The 17,617-nt window shown below is 73.1% G+C and carries 15 protein-coding genes; 8 read left to right on the forward strand and 7 right to left on the reverse strand.

Annotated elements, in window-relative coordinates:
• Positions 1-29 precede the first annotated feature (29 nt).
• Entirely contained in the window at positions 30-1,247 is a 1,218-nt protein-coding gene (locus tag DB32_RS08880) for an alpha/beta hydrolase family protein (protein WP_157068870.1), read from the reverse strand.
• Between the two features lie 32 nt (positions 1,248-1,279).
• Positions 1,280-2,905, reverse strand: coding sequence for a murein biosynthesis integral membrane protein MurJ (gene murJ, locus DB32_RS48050; RefSeq protein WP_053231985.1), 1,626 nt, complete (start codon positions 2,903-2,905; stop codon positions 1,280-1,282).
• Between the two features lie 140 nt (positions 2,906-3,045).
• Between murJ and DB32_RS48055 the strand changes: the two genes are divergently transcribed.
• From DB32_RS48055 to DB32_RS08910, 5 genes are all read left to right on the forward strand, one after another.
• Positions 3,046-3,624 carry a hypothetical protein gene (locus DB32_RS48055; RefSeq protein ID WP_053231986.1) on the forward strand — a complete coding sequence of 193 codons (579 nt, stop codon included), beginning with the start codon at positions 3,046-3,048 and terminating at the stop codon, positions 3,622-3,624.
• Positions 3,624-4,430, forward strand: coding sequence for a ferritin-like domain-containing protein (locus DB32_RS46545; protein WP_053231987.1), 807 nt, complete (start codon positions 3,624-3,626; stop codon positions 4,428-4,430). Before DB32_RS48055 ends, DB32_RS46545 begins: the two co-directional genes overlap by 1 nt.
• 3 nt (positions 4,431-4,433) lie before the next feature.
• Entirely contained in the window at positions 4,434-5,276 is an 843-nt protein-coding gene (locus DB32_RS08900) for a 50S ribosomal protein L11 methyltransferase (protein ID WP_053231988.1), read from the forward strand.
• A gap of 53 nt (positions 5,277-5,329) precedes the next feature.
• On the forward strand, positions 5,330-5,593 hold the full coding sequence (rpsT, locus tag DB32_RS08905) for a 30S ribosomal protein S20 (protein WP_053231989.1): 264 nt from the start codon (positions 5,330-5,332) through the stop codon (positions 5,591-5,593).
• Between the two features lie 128 nt (positions 5,594-5,721).
• Complete coding sequence (locus tag DB32_RS08910) at positions 5,722-6,024, forward strand: DUF2288 domain-containing protein (protein ID WP_053231990.1); 303 nt, start codon at positions 5,722-5,724, stop codon at positions 6,022-6,024.
• On the opposite strand, the gene holA is transcribed toward DB32_RS08910, so the two are convergent.
• Both holA and DB32_RS08920 read right to left on the reverse strand, forming a co-directional pair.
• Complete coding sequence (gene holA, locus DB32_RS08915) at positions 6,021-7,064, reverse strand: DNA polymerase III subunit delta (RefSeq protein WP_053231991.1); 1,044 nt, start codon at positions 7,062-7,064, stop codon at positions 6,021-6,023. The two genes, DB32_RS08910 and holA, sit on opposite strands and share 4 nt — an antisense overlap.
• A 70-nt stretch (positions 7,065-7,134) precedes the next feature.
• A complete protein-coding gene (locus DB32_RS08920) occupies positions 7,135-7,710 on the reverse strand; it encodes a hypothetical protein (RefSeq protein ID WP_053231992.1) in 576 nt (191 codons plus the stop codon).
• 213 nt (positions 7,711-7,923) lie between these two features.
• Between DB32_RS08920 and DB32_RS08925 the strand changes: the two genes are divergently transcribed.
• The 3 genes from DB32_RS08925 (at position 7,924) to DB32_RS08935 (ending at position 12,293) form a co-directional block, all read left to right on the forward strand.
• A complete protein-coding gene (locus DB32_RS08925; RefSeq protein WP_053231993.1) occupies positions 7,924-10,419 on the forward strand; it encodes an AAA family ATPase in 2,496 nt (831 codons plus the stop codon).
• A gap of 108 nt (positions 10,420-10,527) precedes the next feature.
• Complete coding sequence (locus tag DB32_RS08930) at positions 10,528-11,040, forward strand: hypothetical protein (protein WP_053231994.1); 513 nt, start codon at positions 10,528-10,530, stop codon at positions 11,038-11,040.
• Positions 11,037-12,293, forward strand: coding sequence for a hypothetical protein (locus DB32_RS08935; RefSeq protein ID WP_157068873.1), 1,257 nt, complete (start codon positions 11,037-11,039; stop codon positions 12,291-12,293). Before DB32_RS08930 ends, DB32_RS08935 begins: the two co-directional genes overlap by 4 nt.
• Here DB32_RS08935 and DB32_RS08940 read toward each other — a convergent pair.
• From DB32_RS08940 to DB32_RS08950, 3 genes are all read right to left on the reverse strand, one after another.
• A complete protein-coding gene (locus tag DB32_RS08940; RefSeq protein WP_053231996.1) occupies positions 12,285-14,159 on the reverse strand; it encodes a hypothetical protein in 1,875 nt (624 codons plus the stop codon). The two genes, DB32_RS08935 and DB32_RS08940, sit on opposite strands and share 9 nt — an antisense overlap.
• A 16-nt stretch (positions 14,160-14,175) precedes the next feature.
• Positions 14,176-15,717, reverse strand: a complete 1,542-nt coding sequence (locus DB32_RS08945; RefSeq protein WP_053231997.1) for a glycosyltransferase family 2 protein — start codon at positions 15,715-15,717, stop codon at positions 14,176-14,178.
• Between the two features lie 569 nt (positions 15,718-16,286).
• The gene (locus DB32_RS08950) at positions 16,287-17,603 is read right to left on the reverse strand and encodes a PIG-L family deacetylase (RefSeq protein WP_157068874.1); all 1,317 of its coding nucleotides are present in this window, start codon (positions 17,601-17,603) and stop codon (positions 16,287-16,289) included.
• Between the last annotated feature and the right edge of the window lie 14 nt (positions 17,604-17,617).

The following is a 17,617-nucleotide window of genomic DNA, read 5'->3' on the forward strand; positions in this document are numbered from 1 at the left end:
TCGCACGACGCGCGCCCGTTTTCCAGCCCTCAGGGCGCGCTGCGGAGCTCTTCGACGTGCTCGAGGCGCTCCGGGATCGCGGTGATCGCGGCGCTGCGATCGGCGCACCAGAGGATCTGCTCGAGCACCGCAGTCGTGATCGCGCGGCCCACGACGCGCGCGTCCTCGGGATCGACGTGATCGGGCTGGCAGTCGAAGAGCATCCCCGCGAACTGCGCGCCGCAGACGCCGTGCTCCTGCGCGACCGCGAGCAGGTTCTGGCCCTCTTCGTTCTCGAGATCGCAGAGGTCGCTCGGCGCGAGGTGCCCGCTGCCTTGGATGCCGAGGAACCACTTCGGCTCGGGCGAGCCCTCGTAGGCGCTCAGGGTCGACGAGTACGGCACCACCGCGTCGTCCGTCGCGGCGACGAAGAGCGATCCTTCGAGCCCCGGATCTTCGCGCGCCGCGCCGTTCGACGAGAGGCCGATCACGACGCGCACACCGGCGCGGTCGCTCAGGCTCGTGACGATCCCGCCCGCGCTGTGGCCCGCGAGGCCGATGCGCGCGGGATCGACCCGCCCGGCGAGCCATGCGAGCTCGCCGCTCGTGGCGCGCATCGCGTCGAGCATCGCGTCGACGTCCTCCTCGAGCATGCGCGGTCCGGTGCGCGGATCGGCGCAGACGATCGCGAGCAGATCGCCGAGGTAGAGGCCCGGATGATCGGTCGCGACGACGACGAAGCCGCGGCTCGCCCAGTGAGTGAGGAACGAGAGCGATTGGGTGCGGAACGCAGCGGTGCCGTGCACGAAGACGACGAGCGGATAGGGCCCGTGCTCCGCGTCGATCGGCAGATCGCGATGACAGTCGCAGGTCTGGATCGGGGCGTCGGCGTCGGGGATCACCGCGTCGCCACGCTGGCTCTCGGGGAGCCAGTCGCGCACGTCGTACGTCGCGGGCGCGACGCCGGTCTCGCTGCCGAGCTGCGCGGGATACCAGACGTCGACGGTGAGGCGGCCGACCGTCACGGTGCGCACGCCGACGGGCCACGGGCCTCGCGCCTCGGGCTCGTCGGGCACGGCGAGCCGCGTCGACGCCTCGCACCCGACGCTCGTCGCGCCCGCGTCGGTGCGCTCGCGTGGGCCCGCGTCGACGATGGTCGGTGCAGCGTCCACGCCTCCTGCGTCGAGCGGCGCGCTCGCATCGTCGTCGCCACATCCCGTCAGGGAGAGAAGGGCCAGCGCCCCCGCCCAAGCGCGCATCGTCCGCATGGCGACGATGCTAGGAGTCGTAAGTCCCACTTTCAACGGGCTGCGGTCGCGCGCCCCCGGCGGAACCGCTTCAGCACGCGACCGAGCACCGCGTCGAGCTCGGGCGCGCGCATCACCCACGCCGCGCCGAGGTACACGATCCCGCCGGCGGCGATCGCGCCCGCGAGCACGAGCATGTCGACCACGCTCGCGCCGTCGTCCCAGCGCACCGTTCGCGCGATGCCCCACGACGCGGCCCCCATCGCCGCGCACGCGACGACGATGCGCAGCGTGCCGGTCGCGACCTCGGAGAGCCCGAGGCGGCCCATCTTCCGGCGCAACAGCGCGAGCAGCATCACGAGCTGCAGCGCGCCGGCCGCGCTGATCGCGATCGCGATGCCGACGTGATCGAGCACGCGGCTCAGCGCGATGCCGAGCCCGGCGAAGACCACGAGGTTGACCACGCTCGCGATCACCGGCGTGCGCGTGTCGCCGTGCGCGTGGAACACGGGCACCACGACGCGCACCGACGCGATCGCCCAGACGCCCGCGGCCTGCCAGAGCAGCGAGCGCGCGGTCTGCACGGTCTCGTCCCATCCGAAGCGGCCATGCATGTACACCGCGGTGACGAGCGGCTCCGCGAGCACGATCAGGAGCACGCTCGCGGGCAGCGCGACGAAGAGCATCGAGCGCAGCGCGAACGTGAAGGTGCGTCGCAGCTCGTCGTGCTCGCCGCGCGCGACGAGATCGGAGAGCGTCGGCAGGAGCGCGGTGGCGAACGCGATCGCGAAGACACCCTGCGGGATCTCGACGAGGCGCGTGCCGAACCAGAGGTACGCCTGCGAGCCCGCCGGCAGCCACGACGCGAGCGAGCGCGAGAGCATCAGGTTGACCTGATAGACGCCGAGCCCCGCGGCGACCGGGCCGAGCAGCGCGATCGCGCGGCGCACCGCGGGATCGTCGAGCGTCGCGCGCGGGCGCACCCAGAGCCCGGCGCGCGCGAGCGCGGGCCACTGCGCGATCACCTGGAGCGCGCCGCCGACGAGCGCCCCGATCGCGAGCGCGCCGATCGCCGGCAGGCCCATCGCGAGCGCGATCGGGATCATCGTGAACGGTGCCGCGATCAGCGCGACGTTGAGCAGCGCGGGGGCGAGGGCGGGCACGGCGAAGCGCCGGTTCGCGTTGAGCGCGCCCGCCGAGAGCGCGGCCATGCCCATGAAGAAGATGTACGGGAACAGCACGCGCGTGAGCGCGACGGTCTGATCGAAGCGCGCGGGATCCTCGAGGTAGCCCGACGCGAACGCGACCACGAGCGCGGGCGCCGCGATCACGCCGACGACGCTCAGCACCGCGAGCGCGATCATGAGCACGCCGGCGGCGCGCACGTGGAACTCCTTGGCGCGCGCCGCGCCTTCTTTGGCGCGCAGATCCGAGTAGACCGGGACGAACGCCGCCGACGCCGCGCCTTCCGCGAACAGCCCGCGCAGCGTGTTCGGGATGGTGAACGCGACGACGAAGAGATCGATCAGCGCGGCGTCGAAGCACGCCGCCATCACGGACTCGCGCGCGACGCCGAGCACACGCGACACGAGCGTGCCCGCCGCCACGATCCCGGCGCGCCCTGCGAGCGCCGCACGTTCGCTCGCCGCACTCGGCGCTCGTTCCTTCTCGTCCGTCACGGGGCCTCGACGTTGGGACGACGGAGCCCACCCCCGCAACTTCCCGGCCCAGCGCGGCACATCACGATCCGTGAATTCCGCGCAATTCGGAGGCACACCCGTTGCTGGATGCCCCCGAGGCGTGGCACTCCGGAGGACGAATGAGTGAGCTCGATCGGCTCGCGCGCGTGGTCGCGCTGGTGATCTTCGGCGTCGCGCTCGCGGGGTGCGGGCCGGGAGGCGCGTGGATCGCGACGATGGTCGCGGTGCTCGCGCTGGTGCTCGGCGCGTGCAGCGAGTCGCGAGAGGCGACGCGCGATGCGGGCGTCGCGCAGGACGCGCGCGTGGTCGGCACCGACGCGCGGGTGGGCGAGGACGCCGGTCGTCGCGATGCGGAGGTCGACGCGGGCGGCAGCTGGGACACGTGCTGCAACGACGGTCGCGTCGACACGTGCTTCTGCCCGGGCGGCGCGTCGTGCAACTACGGGCTCGGGCTCGTCGTGTGCGCCGACGGTCGATGCACGTACGATCACACGGGCGATCCCGAGCTGTTCTGCAGCGCGCCGGACGGCGGGCTCCCCGACGCCGGCGAGCCTGGCGAGTGGGAGCGCTGCTGCAACGCCGAGGGCCGCGTCGATCTGTGCTTCTGCCCCGCGGGCGCGGTGTGCAATTACGGGCTCTTCGAGGACTGCGGCGAGGGCTACTGCGCGAGCCCGCCGGGCAGCGGCTGTCCGGGCTGATGGCGACCCGTCCGATCCGCCACGAGCGCGGGCTCTTCGCGTCGCTGAGCGACGACGTGCTCGGGCCGGTCGTCGAGCTCTCGGATCTACGCCTCGACGCGCATCCTCCGGCGCGCATCGAGCTCGCGCGTCGCGTATGGGCCGAGCGCGTCCGCACCGAGCTGCGCAGCGTGCAGATCATGAACCGCTTCCTCGGCGAGGTGATCGCGGCGGGCGATCCGATCGAGGTGTACGCGGGCGCGGCGGATCTCGTCGTCGACGAGCTGCGCCACGTGCGGCTCACGGTCGCGCTCTGCGAGGCGATCGGCGGCGTGCCGGTGTTCCCCGATCCGATCGAGCTGCGCGAGCCCGACGCGTACCTGCGCGCGCCCGCGGCCGAGCGCGCCCTCCACACCGCGATCGCGATGCTCTGCGTGAACGAGACGCTCTCCGTCGCGTTCATCGAGGACCTGCGCGCGCGCTGCGGCGATCCCGCGGTGAAGCGCGTGCTCGACGCGACGCTCGACGACGAGGAGACGCACCACGCGTTCGGCTGGGCGTACGTCGAGAAGGCGCTCGCGCGCTTCCCGGCCAGCACGCGCGCGGACTGGCGCGAGCTGGTGCGTCGCACGCTCGAGCCGCATCGACGCGCGACGGATCCGATCCTCGCGCAGCTCGACGCCGCCGGGACGACGCTCGCGGATCTGCCGGAGCCCGACCTCGCGGCGCTCGGCCTATTCAGCAAGGAGCGACAGTCCCTCGTGCTGCGCCGCGCTATCGACGAGACGCTCGCGCCTCGCCTCCGCGCGCTCGATCTGCTTCCGTAGCGCGTGTCGTCGATCGTCGCGATCGTGATCGAGGGGCCCAGCGCGCGGCGCGAGGAGCTCGAGGAGGCGGCGTACGCGCTCGGGGTGCAGGGCCTCGAGATCGTCGACGAGGACGTGGGCGCGCCGCGCGGCCGCGTGGTCGTGCGGCTCTGGGTCCCTTCGGGCGATGCGCGCCGCGCGGAGCGACGGCTGCGCAGTGCGCTGTCGAGCGTGTCGATCGTGATCGAGGAGGTCGCGCCGATGACCAGCGCGCCGCGGCACGTGCCGCTCGGGCGCGGGTTCGTCGTCGTGACGGACGCGGGCGAGCCCGGTGCGCGATGGCGCGCGCGGACGGCGCTGCACCTCGCGGGATCGGAGGCGTTCGGCGACGGCGCGCACCCCACGACCGCGCTCTGCGTCGCGGCGATCGAGCGGTGGCCCGCGCGCGCGCTGCGTCGCGCGTCGGTGCTCGACGTCGGCACCGGGACGGGCGTGCTCGCGATCGTGTGCGCGCTGCGCGGTGCATCGCGCGTGATCGCGACCGACGTGGACCCGCTCGCGCGTCGTGCTGCGCGCGAAGCAGTGCGCCGGCACGGGCTCGGCGATCGCGTGATCGTGCGCGCCGGGATGCCGCGCGAGCGCTTCCCGATCGTCGTCGCGAACCTGTATCGCGACGTCCTGATCGCGGAGGCGCGTGGGCTGGCGGCGCGCGTCGCGCCGGGCGGGCGCCTCGTGATCTCGGGGTTCGCGGCGTCGTCCTCGCGGGAGATCACGGGCGCGTTCGCGACGCACGGGCTGCGCGTCGTGGCGCGCTCGCGGCGGGGCGGCTGGGGGTGCCAGGAGCTCACGCGCGATCCCGCGCCTTGACACCCCGGGTCACCCGGCTAATCTCTGCGCCCTTTCCAGTTTCCGGAGCCCGAATGGCCAACGTCGAATCGGCGAAGAAGCGCATCCGCCAGACCGAGAAGCGCACCCTGCGCAACCGTCACATCCGCACGACCGTGCGCACCCACGTGAAGCGCGTGCGCGAGGCGCTCGCCAAGACCGACAAGGCCGCGGCCCAGACCGCGCTCGCCGAGGCGATCCGCAAGATCGACATGGCGGTGAGCAAGGGCGTCTACCACCACAAGACGGGCTCGCGTTACATCTCGCGCCTGACCGAGCAGGTCCAGAAGATGGCGTGAGCCGGTCCTCGCGAGCTGGCCTCGCGAGACCGCAGCGAACGGCCGCGCCCCAAGCCACGGGGACGCGGCCGTCGGCGTTCCGTCGACCCGGCTTGCGCCTCCGACTGCGCGGGAACAGCGTGCTTCCGATGGCATCCGACGATCTCCGCGAGCGTCTCGAGGCCCACCGCGGTCCGGTCCTCTACAGCGACCTCGCCGCGCACCTCAAGCGCGGCGCCGTGTTCGTCGTCGCGCCCTCGATCGATCTCGTGACGTGCGGCGTCGCGATCGCGACCGACGATCGCGCGAGCGTGGAGCACTGGATCCACAGCGGCGATCTGCGTCGGCCCACCGCGGACGAGCTCGAGAAGTGGCCGGGCGACGAGGGTCGCACCTGGATCAGCGTGGTCGTGCAGCCGTACGTGCTGCTCCAGGATCCGAAGGCGGACTAGACCCGGAACTGCCACTCCGAGACGAGCGGCAGATCGCGCCCCGAGCACAGCGCGAGGATCACCTCTTCCATCACGACCTCGGGCGGGCGCTTGCTGCCCTTGAGCGCGAGGTCCGCCTCGGCGAGCGCGCGGAACGCAGCGCGAAGCGCGTCGTCGTCGAACTTGCGCGCGGCCGCCTCGAGATCGCGCGCCTTGAACGGCAGCGCCCCTGCGAAGCGCGCCATCTCGGGCCCACGGAGGCCATCCGCGAGCGCCTGCTTCGCCTTCGCGACCATCCGGAGCTGGCGCGCGACCATCGCGAGGATGCGCAGCGGCGGCTCGCGATCCGCGAGCAACGAGCCGACCGCTTCCAGCGCGACCGCGCTCTTCCGCGCCGCGACGGCGTCGACGACCGTCCAGATCGAGTCCACGCGGATGCGCACGATCGAGGCCTCGACGGCCGCGAGATCGATCGGAGCGCCCTTGCCGACGTACAGCGAGAGCCGCTCGACGGCGTCGTCGATCGCCGCGAGATCGTTGCCGAGCGCGTCGAGCAGCGCTTGTCCCGCGTCGGGCGAGATCGTGTGCCCGCGTCGCTTCGCCTCGCCGAGCACGAAGCGCTCGAGCAGCGGGCCCTTCAGCGGCTCGCACTCGATCCACGCGCCCGCGCTCTTCGCCGCCTTCGAGAGCTTGCTGCGCCCGTCGATCTTCTCGGCGATCATCACCAGGCACGTGCTCGGCGAAGGCGCCGCGACGTACGCCGCGAGCGCGTCGAGCTCCGCGGCCGGCACGTCCTCGGCGTCGCGGATCAGCACGTAGCGCGCCTTCGCCATCATCGGCAGCGTCTTCGCCGTGCCGACGACGCGCGACGCGACGACCTGCGCGCCGTGGAAGAGATCGTCGTTGAAGCCGCTCGGCCCGTCTCCGACGACCGCCTTCTTGAGCAGCTTCGCCGCGCGCTCTGCGAGGAAGCGCTCGGAGCCGACGAGCAGGACGATCGGCTGCCACTTCCCCGCGCGTGCGTCGCCGAGGAGGCTCTGGATGTCTCGCTCTTCGCTCATGACGTCGGGGCTCCGGAAACGACGACGGACGCCGTGGGGCGTCCGTCACGAGAGGCGAGATCGCCGGGGCTCACTCCCTGACGCGCGTGTCTTCGACGCTGAAGTCGACCTGACCCGAGCGGCGCGGCTCCTCACCACGCGTCTCGAAGCGCGTGTTGCCCACCTCGGCGCGTCGCACCGTGATCACGAGCTCGTAGCGCTTGTTGGGCTGGAAGCGCGGGCGCTGCAGATTCAGGCGCTGCACGTACGTCCGCTGATCGCGGCCGTTGAGGTAGATCGCCATGTCGTCGACGAAGTTCCGCGCGCCGTCCGTCACGTTGTAGAAGAGCGCGTGGTACTCGAGGTCGCCCGGCGGTGCGTTGAACTGCACGACCATGTTCGCGAGCCAGTGGCGCTGCTCGATCTCGGCCTCGCTGCTCTCGTTCATCGCGCGCGCCTGGTGACCGCGCGCGAACCCGACGAGCGCCTTCTCGGTCAGGCCGCGCGGGATCGCGGCCTGGGTGACGTACACCGTCGCGCGCAGGCGCTGCGCCTCCGCGTGCGGGACCGCGCTGCTCGGCAGCACCGCGCCCGCGAGCGCGAACGTGACCGCCGACAGTGATGCGAGCGCGAAAAGGGCGTAGGCGCGCGGCTTCCGAGACGTCATCGAGGGCTCCTTCTCGTCACGGCCCGCGAGGCTAGCAGACGCGTGCATCGCCAGTCATCCGCGGCGGCGTGAGGCTCCCGACGGCAGCGAGCAGCGCGCGATTCACGCCGACACCGACGCACTCGCGCGCATCCGCGAGGTGCGCGCCTGACGAAAACTGGACGGGCGCGCAGCGTCCATGCGATCCGCGGTCCCACACGGAGGAACCGCCGGATGACGCACGCGGGAGCGCTCGAAGGACTCATCGGCGTGGCGCGGCGCACGGCGCGCGCGCGACAGCAGCCGGCCAGCACGGCGCACGTGCTGCTCACGATCCTGCAGAACGATCCCGAGTCCCAGCGGGTGCTCTCGGCGCATCACGTCCGCGAGCAGGATCTCGTGTCGGCGCTGAAGGTCGCGGACGACGAGCCGGGGAGCGCGCTCGAGGTCGCGATCGAGCGCGCGGCGGCGCTCGCGGCGCGCACCCATGCGGCGCACGTGCGTCCGCTGCACCTCCTTCTCGCGATGCTTCGCGAGCCGCGCTCGATGGCGTATCGATGCCTCGAGCACACGGGCGCGAACACCGCGCGGGTGCGCGAGAGCGTCGAGGACGCGCTCGTCGCGACGATCGCTCCGATCGCTCCGATCGCGCCGAGCGAGCCCTCGCGCCCGGCGCGCCGCGTCGAAGCGCCGCGCGCCGAGATCGTGCGTGCCGATGCGACGAGCCGTGCCGACGAGGACGTGCGTCCGGCGCGACCGCGCCCGGCGCCGATCGTTCCGCCGGTGCCGCGCACGCGCGCGTCGGTCGCGCCTCCCTCGAGCAGCACGGCACGGCCCGCCAACCGACGTGTCGGGCCGCGCGCGACCACGCCGCCCGAGGCGCCGCGCGCGATCGCGAACGAGCCCGCCGCGAACACCTCGCCGCACGAGCTCGATCGGGAGCGCTTCCCGATCCTCTCGGCGATCGGTCGCAACCTCACAGCCCTCGCCGCGTCCGGCGCGATCGATCCGGTCTTCGGTCGCGAGAAGGAGATCGACGCACTGCTCGACGTGCTCGGGCGTCGTCGCGCGAACAACCCGCTGCTCATCGGGCCGCCGGGTGTGGGCAAGACGGCGATCGTGGAGGGGCTCGCGCTCGCCATGGCGAGGCCGGGCGCGCCGCTGCCGGGCCTCGAGGGCAAGGTGCTGATCGAGATCAGCGCGGGGTCGCTGGTCTCGGGCACCGGCGTGCGCGGCGCGCTCGCCGACAAGCTGCGCAAGCTGCGCGAAGAGGTCGCGAAGAGCGAAGGGCGCGTCCTGCTCTTCCTCGACGAGATCCACGCGATCGCCGGCGGCGAAGGTCCCGACGATCTCGCGAGCGAGCTGAAGAGCGCGCTCGCGCGCGGCGAGCTGCCTTGCATCGGCGCGACCACCGACGCCGAGCACAAGAAGCACCTCGAGCGCGACCCCGCGCTCGCGCGTCGCTTCACGCGCATCGACGTCGACGCGCCCGATCCCGAGGCCGCGATCCGCATCCTGCGCGACCTCGCGCCGCGCTACGAGATCCACCACGCGGTCGCGTACGACCCCGCGGCGATCCGCGCGGCGGTCGAGCTCTCGGTGCGCTTCCTCCCCGAGCGACACCTGCCGGACAAGGCGCTCGGCGCGCTCGATCTCGCGGCGGCGCGCGTGCGCCGTGCCGGTGGGTCGATCGTCGACGTCGAGGCGGTCGCGAAGGTGATCGCGGACGAGGCGCACGTGCCGCTCGAGCGCTTGCTGGTGCGCGATGCGGATCGACTGCTCGCGCTCGAGTCGCACCTCGCGTCGCGCGTCGTCGGTCAGCGCGGGCCGCTCGCGCGTGTCGCGGACGCGCTGCGCAAGGGCGCCGCGGGGTTCCGCGGTCGGCGTCCGCTCGGCACGTTCCTGCTGCTCGGCCCGACCGGCGTCGGCAAGACCGAGACCGCGAAGGCGATCGCGGAGCTGATGTTCGGGTCCGGCGGGATGTCGCGCTTCGACATGAGCGAGTACGGCGAGCCGCACAGCGTCGCGCGTCTCTTCGGCGCGCCGCCGGGCTACGTCGGGCACGACGAGGGAGGACAGCTCACGGAGAGCGTGCGCCGTCGTCCGTACCAGCTCGTGCTGCTCGACGAGATCGAGAAGGCGCACCCGGACGTGCTGCTCGCGCTGCTGCCGCTGCTCGACGAAGGACGTCTCACCGACGGACGCGGGCGCACCTTCGACTTCACGAACACCGTGATCGTGATGACGTCGAACCTCGGCGCGTCGGAGAGCGCGAGCAGCGCGCCGCGCGCGATCGGGTTCGGCGGTGGCGAGGCGAGGACCACCTCGAGCGCGGCGGATCGCGCGATGGGCGCCGCGCGTCGCGCGATGCCGCCCGAGCTGTGGAACCGCATCGACGAGCCGCTCTTCTTCGCGCCGCTCGGGCAGGACGACGTCGCGGAGATCGCGCACCGCATGCTGCGCGGCGTGATCGACGTCATGCGCAACGAGCACGCGATCGAGCTCGTGATCGACGAGAGCGCGATCGCTGCGCTGGTCGCGGGTGGCGGCTTCGACCCCGCGCTCGGTGCGCGTCCGATGCGGCGCACGGTGGGACGCCTCGTGGAAGCGCCGCTCGCGTCGCTGGTGCTCTCGGGCGGCGTGCGGCGCGGGGATCGCATCGTGGCGCGCGGCGCGGGCGGGCTGGTGCGCTTCGATCGCGTCGAGCCCGAGGACGTCGCCGCCGAGTGAGGCTCGCGCATGTGCAGACGTCTGGACGCGCGTGCGCAGACGTCTGGACGTGGAGCATGCGGGAGGCGTGCGTGATCGCGCCGCGGCGGTAGTCTCCGCCGCCCGACCATGCACGAGCTCGACGAGACCTGTCTCGACACGCCGGCGGCGCTGCTGCTCGACGGCGCGAACGGGGCGTGCGGCGAGGCCCGGCTCGGGGCCGGCACGGGCCACGTCGCGCACGTCGCGCTCGTGCTCGTCGTCGCGATCGGGATCGCGGCGTGGCTCGTCACGCGTCGGGTCTCGAGCGCGGCCCGCCGCGCGGGTGTGGTCGCGATCGCGCTGATCGGCGCGATGCCCGGCGCGTACGCGCTGCTCGCGCTGCGCGGAGATCGGCCGACCTCGGTGCGCGACACCGCGCGCGCCTCGACGGCGCTGCACGATCGGATGCGCGCGTTCGCGCTGCGTCACGGCTGCGCGCACGTGGAGGACGATGCGTGCGACGAGTGCTTGCCCGCGGTGCGGCTCGCGCTCGCGGGGCTGCGCTGCGATGCGCCCGCCACGATCGTGCTGCGCGCGGGCGCGCTCGACGCGCGCTGCGAGGAGCAGGGCGATCGGCTCGTGTGTGGGCCGTCGCGATGATCGTCCCGCTGTGGGTCTCGATCCCCGCGCTCCTCGGCGCGGCCGCGCTGGGATGGGCGATCGATCGCGCGCTGCGATGGGAGCTCGATCGTGCAGGCGCGCTCGGGTGGGCGATCCGGATCGCGACCGGCGCGAGCTTGGTCCTCGCCGCGATCGTGCATCCGCTGATCGCGCTCGCGCTCGGGGCGCTCGTGCTCGTCGAGCGTCGGTGGGCGCGCGCCGATGCGCCGGGCGCGCCGGCGGAGCCCGCGCGCGCCGGGCTGGTGGTGCTCGGCGCGGCGGCGGCGATCGTCGCATCGCGCGCGCCGGTGCCGCTCTACTGGGACGAGCACGTGTGGCTCGCGAAGGTGCGGATGGGCGCGCTCGCGCTGCGTCAAGCGGCGCTCGATCCCGCCGCCGATCTCATCCCGCGCGGCTATCCGATCGTGGGCTCGCTCGCCGAGATCGCGTTCGCGATGGGTCGCGACGACGTGCCCTCGATGATCGCCGGCGCGGCGACGCTGCTCCTGCTCTGCCTCGCGCTCGCGCTCTCGACGATGCGCGCCGATCGTCGCGTCGCGTGGGCGCTCGCGATCGTGCTGGTGCCGCTCGTGTGGGTGCACGCGCGCAGCGCGTACCTCGATCTGCCGATCGGGCTGCTCGCGCTGGCGATCGCCGCGGGCCTCGCGCGCGCCGAGCGATGGGCGACCTGCGCGGCGATGATCGCTGCGTTCCTGCTCGCCGGCTGCAAGGACGAGGGCGTGGTGCACGCGCTCGCGATCGCCTCGGCGCACGTCGTCGCGTCGCGCGATCGTCGCCGCGACGCGGCGCGCGATTCCGCGCTGGTGATCGCGGCCGCGCTCGTCGCGACCCTCGGCTGGCGCGTCCTGCTCGTCACGCACGGCGTCGCGAACCGCGATCACGCGCTCGAGGGCGCAGGGCTCTCACAGGCGGGAGCGCTCGCGCTCGAGCTCGCGCGTGCGATGTGCGACGTGCGCTCGTGGGGGCTCGCGTGGCCGATCGCGATCGGCGCGGCGATGGCGTCGCGTCTCGTCTCGCCACGCGCGAGCGCGCTCGCGATCGCCTTCGTCGCGCAGATCTCCGCGCTCTTCGTCGCGCTGCTCGTCGGCGGCGAGCGCCTCACCGCGTTCGCGCTCGGCGGCACGCTCGCGAACCGCTGGTGGATGCAGGTGCTGCCGCTCGCAGCGCTGCTCGTCGTCGAGACGATCGCGCATCGGCAGGGCTCGGTCGGCCCAGACGAGCCTTCACGGTGACGCGTCGAGGATCTCGAACACCGCCGAGGGCTGCCACTGCGGATACCGCGAGCGGAAGAGCTCGCGGAAGCGATCCGGATGCGCACGGGCGGTGTCGGCCGCGCCGGTCGGGCCCTCGCCCAGCACCATCACGCGCACGCGATGCTCCGCGCACCACGCCAGCAGCTCGTCCACGCTCGGCGTGGTGCGCTCGAGGTACACGACGCGCCCACGTCCGTCGCTTCGCCACAAGCGCCCCGGCAGGTTGAAGCTCGGGTCGTACCCGAACGCCTCGCCGGGCCGCACCAGCGCGCGCGCCTGCTGCCAGTCGCGCTCCTGTGCGTCGACGGCCTGCGCCGCGTGCCGCTCTTCGGCCGGGCGCGACATCAGCGCGAACAAGCTCGGCGCGGTGTCCTCGGTGAATCCGCGCCACGAGAGCGCGATCCCGAGCAGCGCGAGCGCGACCGCCGCGCCCTCCGCGACGCGACCCCATCGCCGCGGCAGCACGTGCGCCACCGCGATCGCGAGCGCGAGCATCGCGCCGGGGATCGCGAGCGTGTAGCGCGCCCAGAACGCGCCCGGGCTGATCAGCGTCGCCATCGCGAGCAGGAGCGCAGGCACGCCGACGCTCCGCGCCACCGCGCGCAGCCGCGTCGATCGCAGCGCGCCGATCGGCACCGCGATCGCGAGCGGCAGCAGAAGCAGCGTGAAGAGCGGCCCGAAGCCGCCGATGCGCATGTCGTAGACCCACACGTCGGGCCACGCGGTCCACGACGCGAGCACGCGCTCGGCCCAGCTCATCGAGAGGTAGGGCTCACGCATTCCCACGAGCGCGAGCTCCGACGTGCTCGCCTTGCCGGGCAGCAGCGCGTGCCCCGCGACCTCGACGTGCGCAGGCCAGATCGGGTTGTGCCACTCGACGACGTTCTCGACGAACTTGCCCGCGCCGATCGCCAGCGCGATCGCGCAGCCCGCCATCGCGACACCGAGCTGCTGCCGGCTGCGCGCGCCCGTCACGAGCAGCGCCATCATCGCGATCGCCGCGATCGGCGGCGCGGACGGCTTGCTCCCGAGCATGAGCCCGATCGCGATCCCCGCGACGACGACCGTCCCGCGGCGCGGCGGCAGCGTCGCGAGCGCGAACGCGAGCAGGCCGAGCGCGCCGACCGCGACGTCGACGTACGCCGCGGCGAGCTCGAGCATCGTCACGGGCACCGCGAGCCAGAGGCAGCCCAGCGCGAGGCCTCGCCACGCGGGCACCCCCACGCGCTCGGCGAGCGCCGCGATGCCGACCACGCCGCCGAGCGCGATCGGCAGCTGCCCGAGCTCGATCCACGTGTCGTCCGCGAGCGAGAGCCGCCACGCGATGAAGAACACGTCGACGAGGCGCGGGTACACGTTCACGTAGACCACGCTCGTCGGCACGCGCCGCAGCGTCCCGGTCTGCAGCGCGTCGTGGACGATCGGCAGGTGATAGCCGAGCGAGTCCCACGCCCACGGCGCGAGCAGATACGTCGAGAGCGCGGCGAGGGAGACCCCGATCAACGCCGCGACCATCGCGCCCCACGCCGGGATCGCATCGCGCCCCGCGCCGCGCATCGCGCGCAGCCCGTCGCGGATCGCGATGCCGTCGCTCCACAGCACGGCCCACGCCGCGGGCCCACCGATCATCACCGCCGCGAGCGCGCACACGAGCGTCGCCGCGACCCACGCGCCCGTGGTGATCGCTCCGACCGCACCGAGCACGTACACCACGCCGATCGCCAGCGCGTACGTGAGCACCGCGGTCGCGCAGGCCCTCGAAAGCCGCGTCGCCTCCGGCGCGAGCCGGGCCGCGAGGAGCGCGGCCGCGAGCGTCAGGGCGCCGAAGGCGACGGGTACGAGCACGAGATCGAGGAACGTCTCAGCGCGTCAGCCAGCGGCCGTCGCGCACCGTCACGAGCGAGTACGGGAAGACCCACCACAAGCCGACGAACGCGAAGAGCGCGTAGCCCACGCCGAAGAAGAAGTCCGCGCCACGACGGCTGCGGAGCGTGTAGAGCGTCTGCACGACCGCGCCGAGCAGCACGACGCCGGCGATCGTCAGCAGCGCCTCGGGCTGCGCGATCACGCGCGCCGCGAGCAGCGTGAGGCCGATGTACGCGAGCGGGTACTGCACCAGCTCGAACACGATCTCGAACGTCGGCCACCACTGGTCGCGCGAGCGCCAGCGCGTCGCGAGCACCGGCAGCATCACGATGTCCTCGCGGATGTTGCCGCGCTCCCAGCGGATCAGCATGCGCGCCATGCGCTTGAGGTCCGTCGGCATGATCGTCTCGACCACCGCGGTGCGCTGGTAGACCGAGCGATAGCCCTCGCGCAGCAGCCACGTGGTGAGCGCGCGATCCTCCGCGATGGTGCACGGCTGACCCATGAAGGTCTGCGCCGACCAGCGCTCCACGACCTTGCGCACGGCGTCCATGCGGTACGCGCTGAGCGCGCCCGGCGTGCAGAGCACCGCGCCGTACGCCGACTGCGCGGCGCGCGCGAGATCGAACGTGATGAAGAAGCGCGCCGAGAGCAGGCGCGTCAGCAGGTTGTCCTCGCGGTTCAGCACGAGCACGCGGCCCGCGACCGCCGCGACCTCGGGGTCCGCCATCATCGGCGCCACGATCGCGCGCAGCGCCGTGCGCTCGAGCTTCGAGTCCGAGTCGACGGTGACGACGAGATCGCCGTCGGCGCGCGCGAAGCCGGTGACGAGCGCCTCGCGCTTGCCCGCGTTCTTCGGCTGCTTGATCGCGAGCACGCGGCCCGGGTGCGCCGCCGCGACCGCCTCGATGTGCGACCACGTGTCGTCCTTCGACCCGTCGTCGATCGCGATGATCTGCAGCTTGTCCGCGGGGTAGTCGTTCGCGAGCGCCGACTCGAGCGCCACACGCACCGCCGCGCCCTCGTTGTACGCGGGCACGATCACGGTGAGGCGCGGCAGCGCCGCGTCCGAGAACGACGGCGTCGCGCGGTACCGCAGCGCGTGCCACACGGTCATCGCGAAGTACCAGGTCGCCACCGCGCCCGACACGGTGAGCACGATCGCCAGCGCCGACGCGCCAGGCGCGAGCAGCACCGAGGCCGCACCGTGCGCGAGGACGGCGACGAACGCCGCGATCACCGCGACGGCGACACCGAGGCGCCACGTCAGCTGTCCGTTCGTGAGCGCCGCGTCCGACGCGATGCTCTCGGCCTGGCTCGCACTGCCCGTCTGGCTCGCACCGCGCGGCGCGACCGCGCTCTCGGCGGGGCGCGACTTGCGACGACGCACGCGCCGCATGTGCGATCCGCGCGCGCTGAGCTCGGCGTGCTCACGCGCACCGAGATCGAGCTCGGCGTCGTCGTACGCCTCGAGCTCGTCGTTCGCCGCGGGGCCGTCGCTCATCTCGATCTCTTCGAGCTCCTGGCTGCTGATCACTGCGAGGCCTGGGCTCGAGGCACGCGGACGAGCTCGCTCCGCGAGCGTATTCCTCTTCGAGGGCATCCTGTCTCCGTCGGACCGGCTCACGTGGGTCACACGCGGCGCGGGGTTGTAGCGCGGGCGCTGGGGGTGCGCCGCTCTTCAGGCGAAGGCTCGGCGGGTCGGTTCGAAGGTGCGGCGTTGGACGGCGCGCCGATCATCTCATTCGCTAGTTTCTGCTCGCCGATTCCTTCGGGCATCGTCGATGGTCGCTCGGACGTGGGCGTCCTTCCGGCATCCTCGCTCCCCCACGTCGCGACGCGCTCCGGAGCAAACACCGTGCGCGCTGCGCCGGGCACCGGTGAGTGTTTGTAGTTCCTCGTGTTTTCACGGGGTTCCGTGATGCGCGGGCGCGCCACGGGGTCGTGCTCGGCGTGCGCTGGCTGGTGTCGGATGGCCGCATCCGGCGTCGGAGGAGGCCACTGTGCTGGCCGTCGCGCAGCGACACGGTGGTGCATGGCCGCCGCGCCGCGGGCCCATCGCACGTCGCGAACGGGATCGACGTTCAGGTCGGCCGAGGTGTGTGCTCAGCGCGGCTCCGACACGATCGCGACGCCCTCGACCTCGCCGCGCGCGAGCGTGCCGGTGATCGGGCGGAACGGCGCGGGGCCGATCACGACGGCGAGCAGCGCGCCTTCACGACGCAGCTCGAGCTCGACCACGTGGCCCTCGTCGGGACGCGGATCGATGCGCAGCTCCCATCGGTGCTCCGCGTGCCGTGCGGCATCGTCGGGGATGTGCACGCGTCGCAGCACGCGCTCGCCGGACCGCACCGCGACTTCGCGGTCGCCGACAATCTCGAGCGTGTAGCTCGCATCGTCGTCGTGGCCCGACGAGAGGCGCACCGTCGCGGTGGCGTCCGCCGCGACGCGCGCGTCGAACGACACGCGCTGCGGTGACGCGCCCTCCGCGGGCTCGCGCACGAGCCGCTCGGGGTGCATCGGATCGCGCACGAGCGACTCGACCCAGAAGATCGACTCGCCGCGCGCGAAGTCGCCGAGCCAGTCGTGCTCGACGTCGACGTGGAGCTGCGAGCGGTACTCGGCGATCGCGCGTCGCGCGAGCGCGCCGCCGTCGGGCACCGGGATGCGCTCGCTCGGCACGTAGCGCGCGAGCGTTCCGGGCAGCGGCGGGTAGGGCGCGCCGCGCGACTCGCCCGCAGGGCCGCAGGGCTCGTGAGGCTCGCTGCCGTTGGGCCAGCAACCGCCGGCGTGCACGAGCGCGCGGTGCACGCGCGGTGGTGCGTCGATCATCGCGCGCTCGATCGCGCGCCGGAGCAGGACGTAGGTCGTCGCGTGATCGGGGTGATCGTCGAACGGGTGCGAGACGTAGACGTCGCTCGGGCGATCGCGCGCGAGGAGCGTCGCGAGATCGCCGATCGCGTTCTCCGCGACGTACACGCCGGGGCGGCCCTCGAGCGCGGTGTGCACGTCGTGCGCGTAGGTCGTCGCGCCGGTGCCGCACGTGCCGTCCTCCAGACGTCGCTCGCGCGGCGGGAGCGGGACCACGCCGAGCGCGTCGAGGAATCCGTCGGGGTACGAGAGGAAGCGGACGCGCTCCGGCGCGACACCGAGCACGCGCATCGCCGCGAGCGTCTCGCGCTGTCGCTGCCATCCGTCGCGCTCGCATCCGAGATCGCCGTTCGTCATCAGGTGCACGAACGTGCGCGACGCGTCGCGCGCGATGAGGTGCGCGGCCATGAGCGCTTCGTCGTCGGGATGCGGCGCGACGATCCAGATCGGCGCCTCGTCCTGCTCGCTCTCGCTCTCGCTGTCGCGCGAGCTCTCTCCGCACCCGATGCTCGCGGCCATCGCGAGCGCGATCCACGTCCGACGAATCCTCACGGCGGCGACTGGTA

The organism is Sandaracinus amylolyticus, assembly GCF_000737325.1.
GTDB lineage: Bacteria > Myxococcota_A > Polyangia > Polyangiales > Sandaracinaceae > Sandaracinus > Sandaracinus amylolyticus.

Coding starts and splice junctions, on each gene's coding strand:
- DB32_RS08880 (WP_157068870.1), bottom strand. CDS start 1,247: ATGCGGACGATGCGCGCTTGGGCGGGGGCGCTGGCCCTTCTCTCCCTG.
- DB32_RS48055 (WP_053231986.1), top strand. CDS start 3,046: ATGAGTGAGCTCGATCGGCTCGCGCGCGTGGTCGCGCTGGTGATCTTC.
- DB32_RS46545 (WP_053231987.1), top strand. CDS start 3,624: ATGGCGACCCGTCCGATCCGCCACGAGCGCGGGCTCTTCGCGTCGCTG.
- rpsT (WP_053231989.1), top strand. CDS start 5,330: ATGGCCAACGTCGAATCGGCGAAGAAGCGCATCCGCCAGACCGAGAAG.
- DB32_RS08910 (WP_053231990.1), top strand. CDS start 5,722: ATGGCATCCGACGATCTCCGCGAGCGTCTCGAGGCCCACCGCGGTCCG.
- holA (WP_053231991.1), bottom strand. CDS start 7,064: ATGAGCGAAGAGCGAGACATCCAGAGCCTCCTCGGCGACGCACGCGCG.
- DB32_RS08920 (WP_053231992.1), bottom strand. CDS start 7,710: ATGACGTCTCGGAAGCCGCGCGCCTACGCCCTTTTCGCGCTCGCATCA.
- DB32_RS08925 (WP_053231993.1), top strand. CDS start 7,924: ATGACGCACGCGGGAGCGCTCGAAGGACTCATCGGCGTGGCGCGGCGC.
- DB32_RS08930 (WP_053231994.1), top strand. CDS start 10,528: ATGCACGAGCTCGACGAGACCTGTCTCGACACGCCGGCGGCGCTGCTG.
- DB32_RS08935 (WP_157068873.1), top strand. CDS start 11,037: ATGATCGTCCCGCTGTGGGTCTCGATCCCCGCGCTCCTCGGCGCGGCC.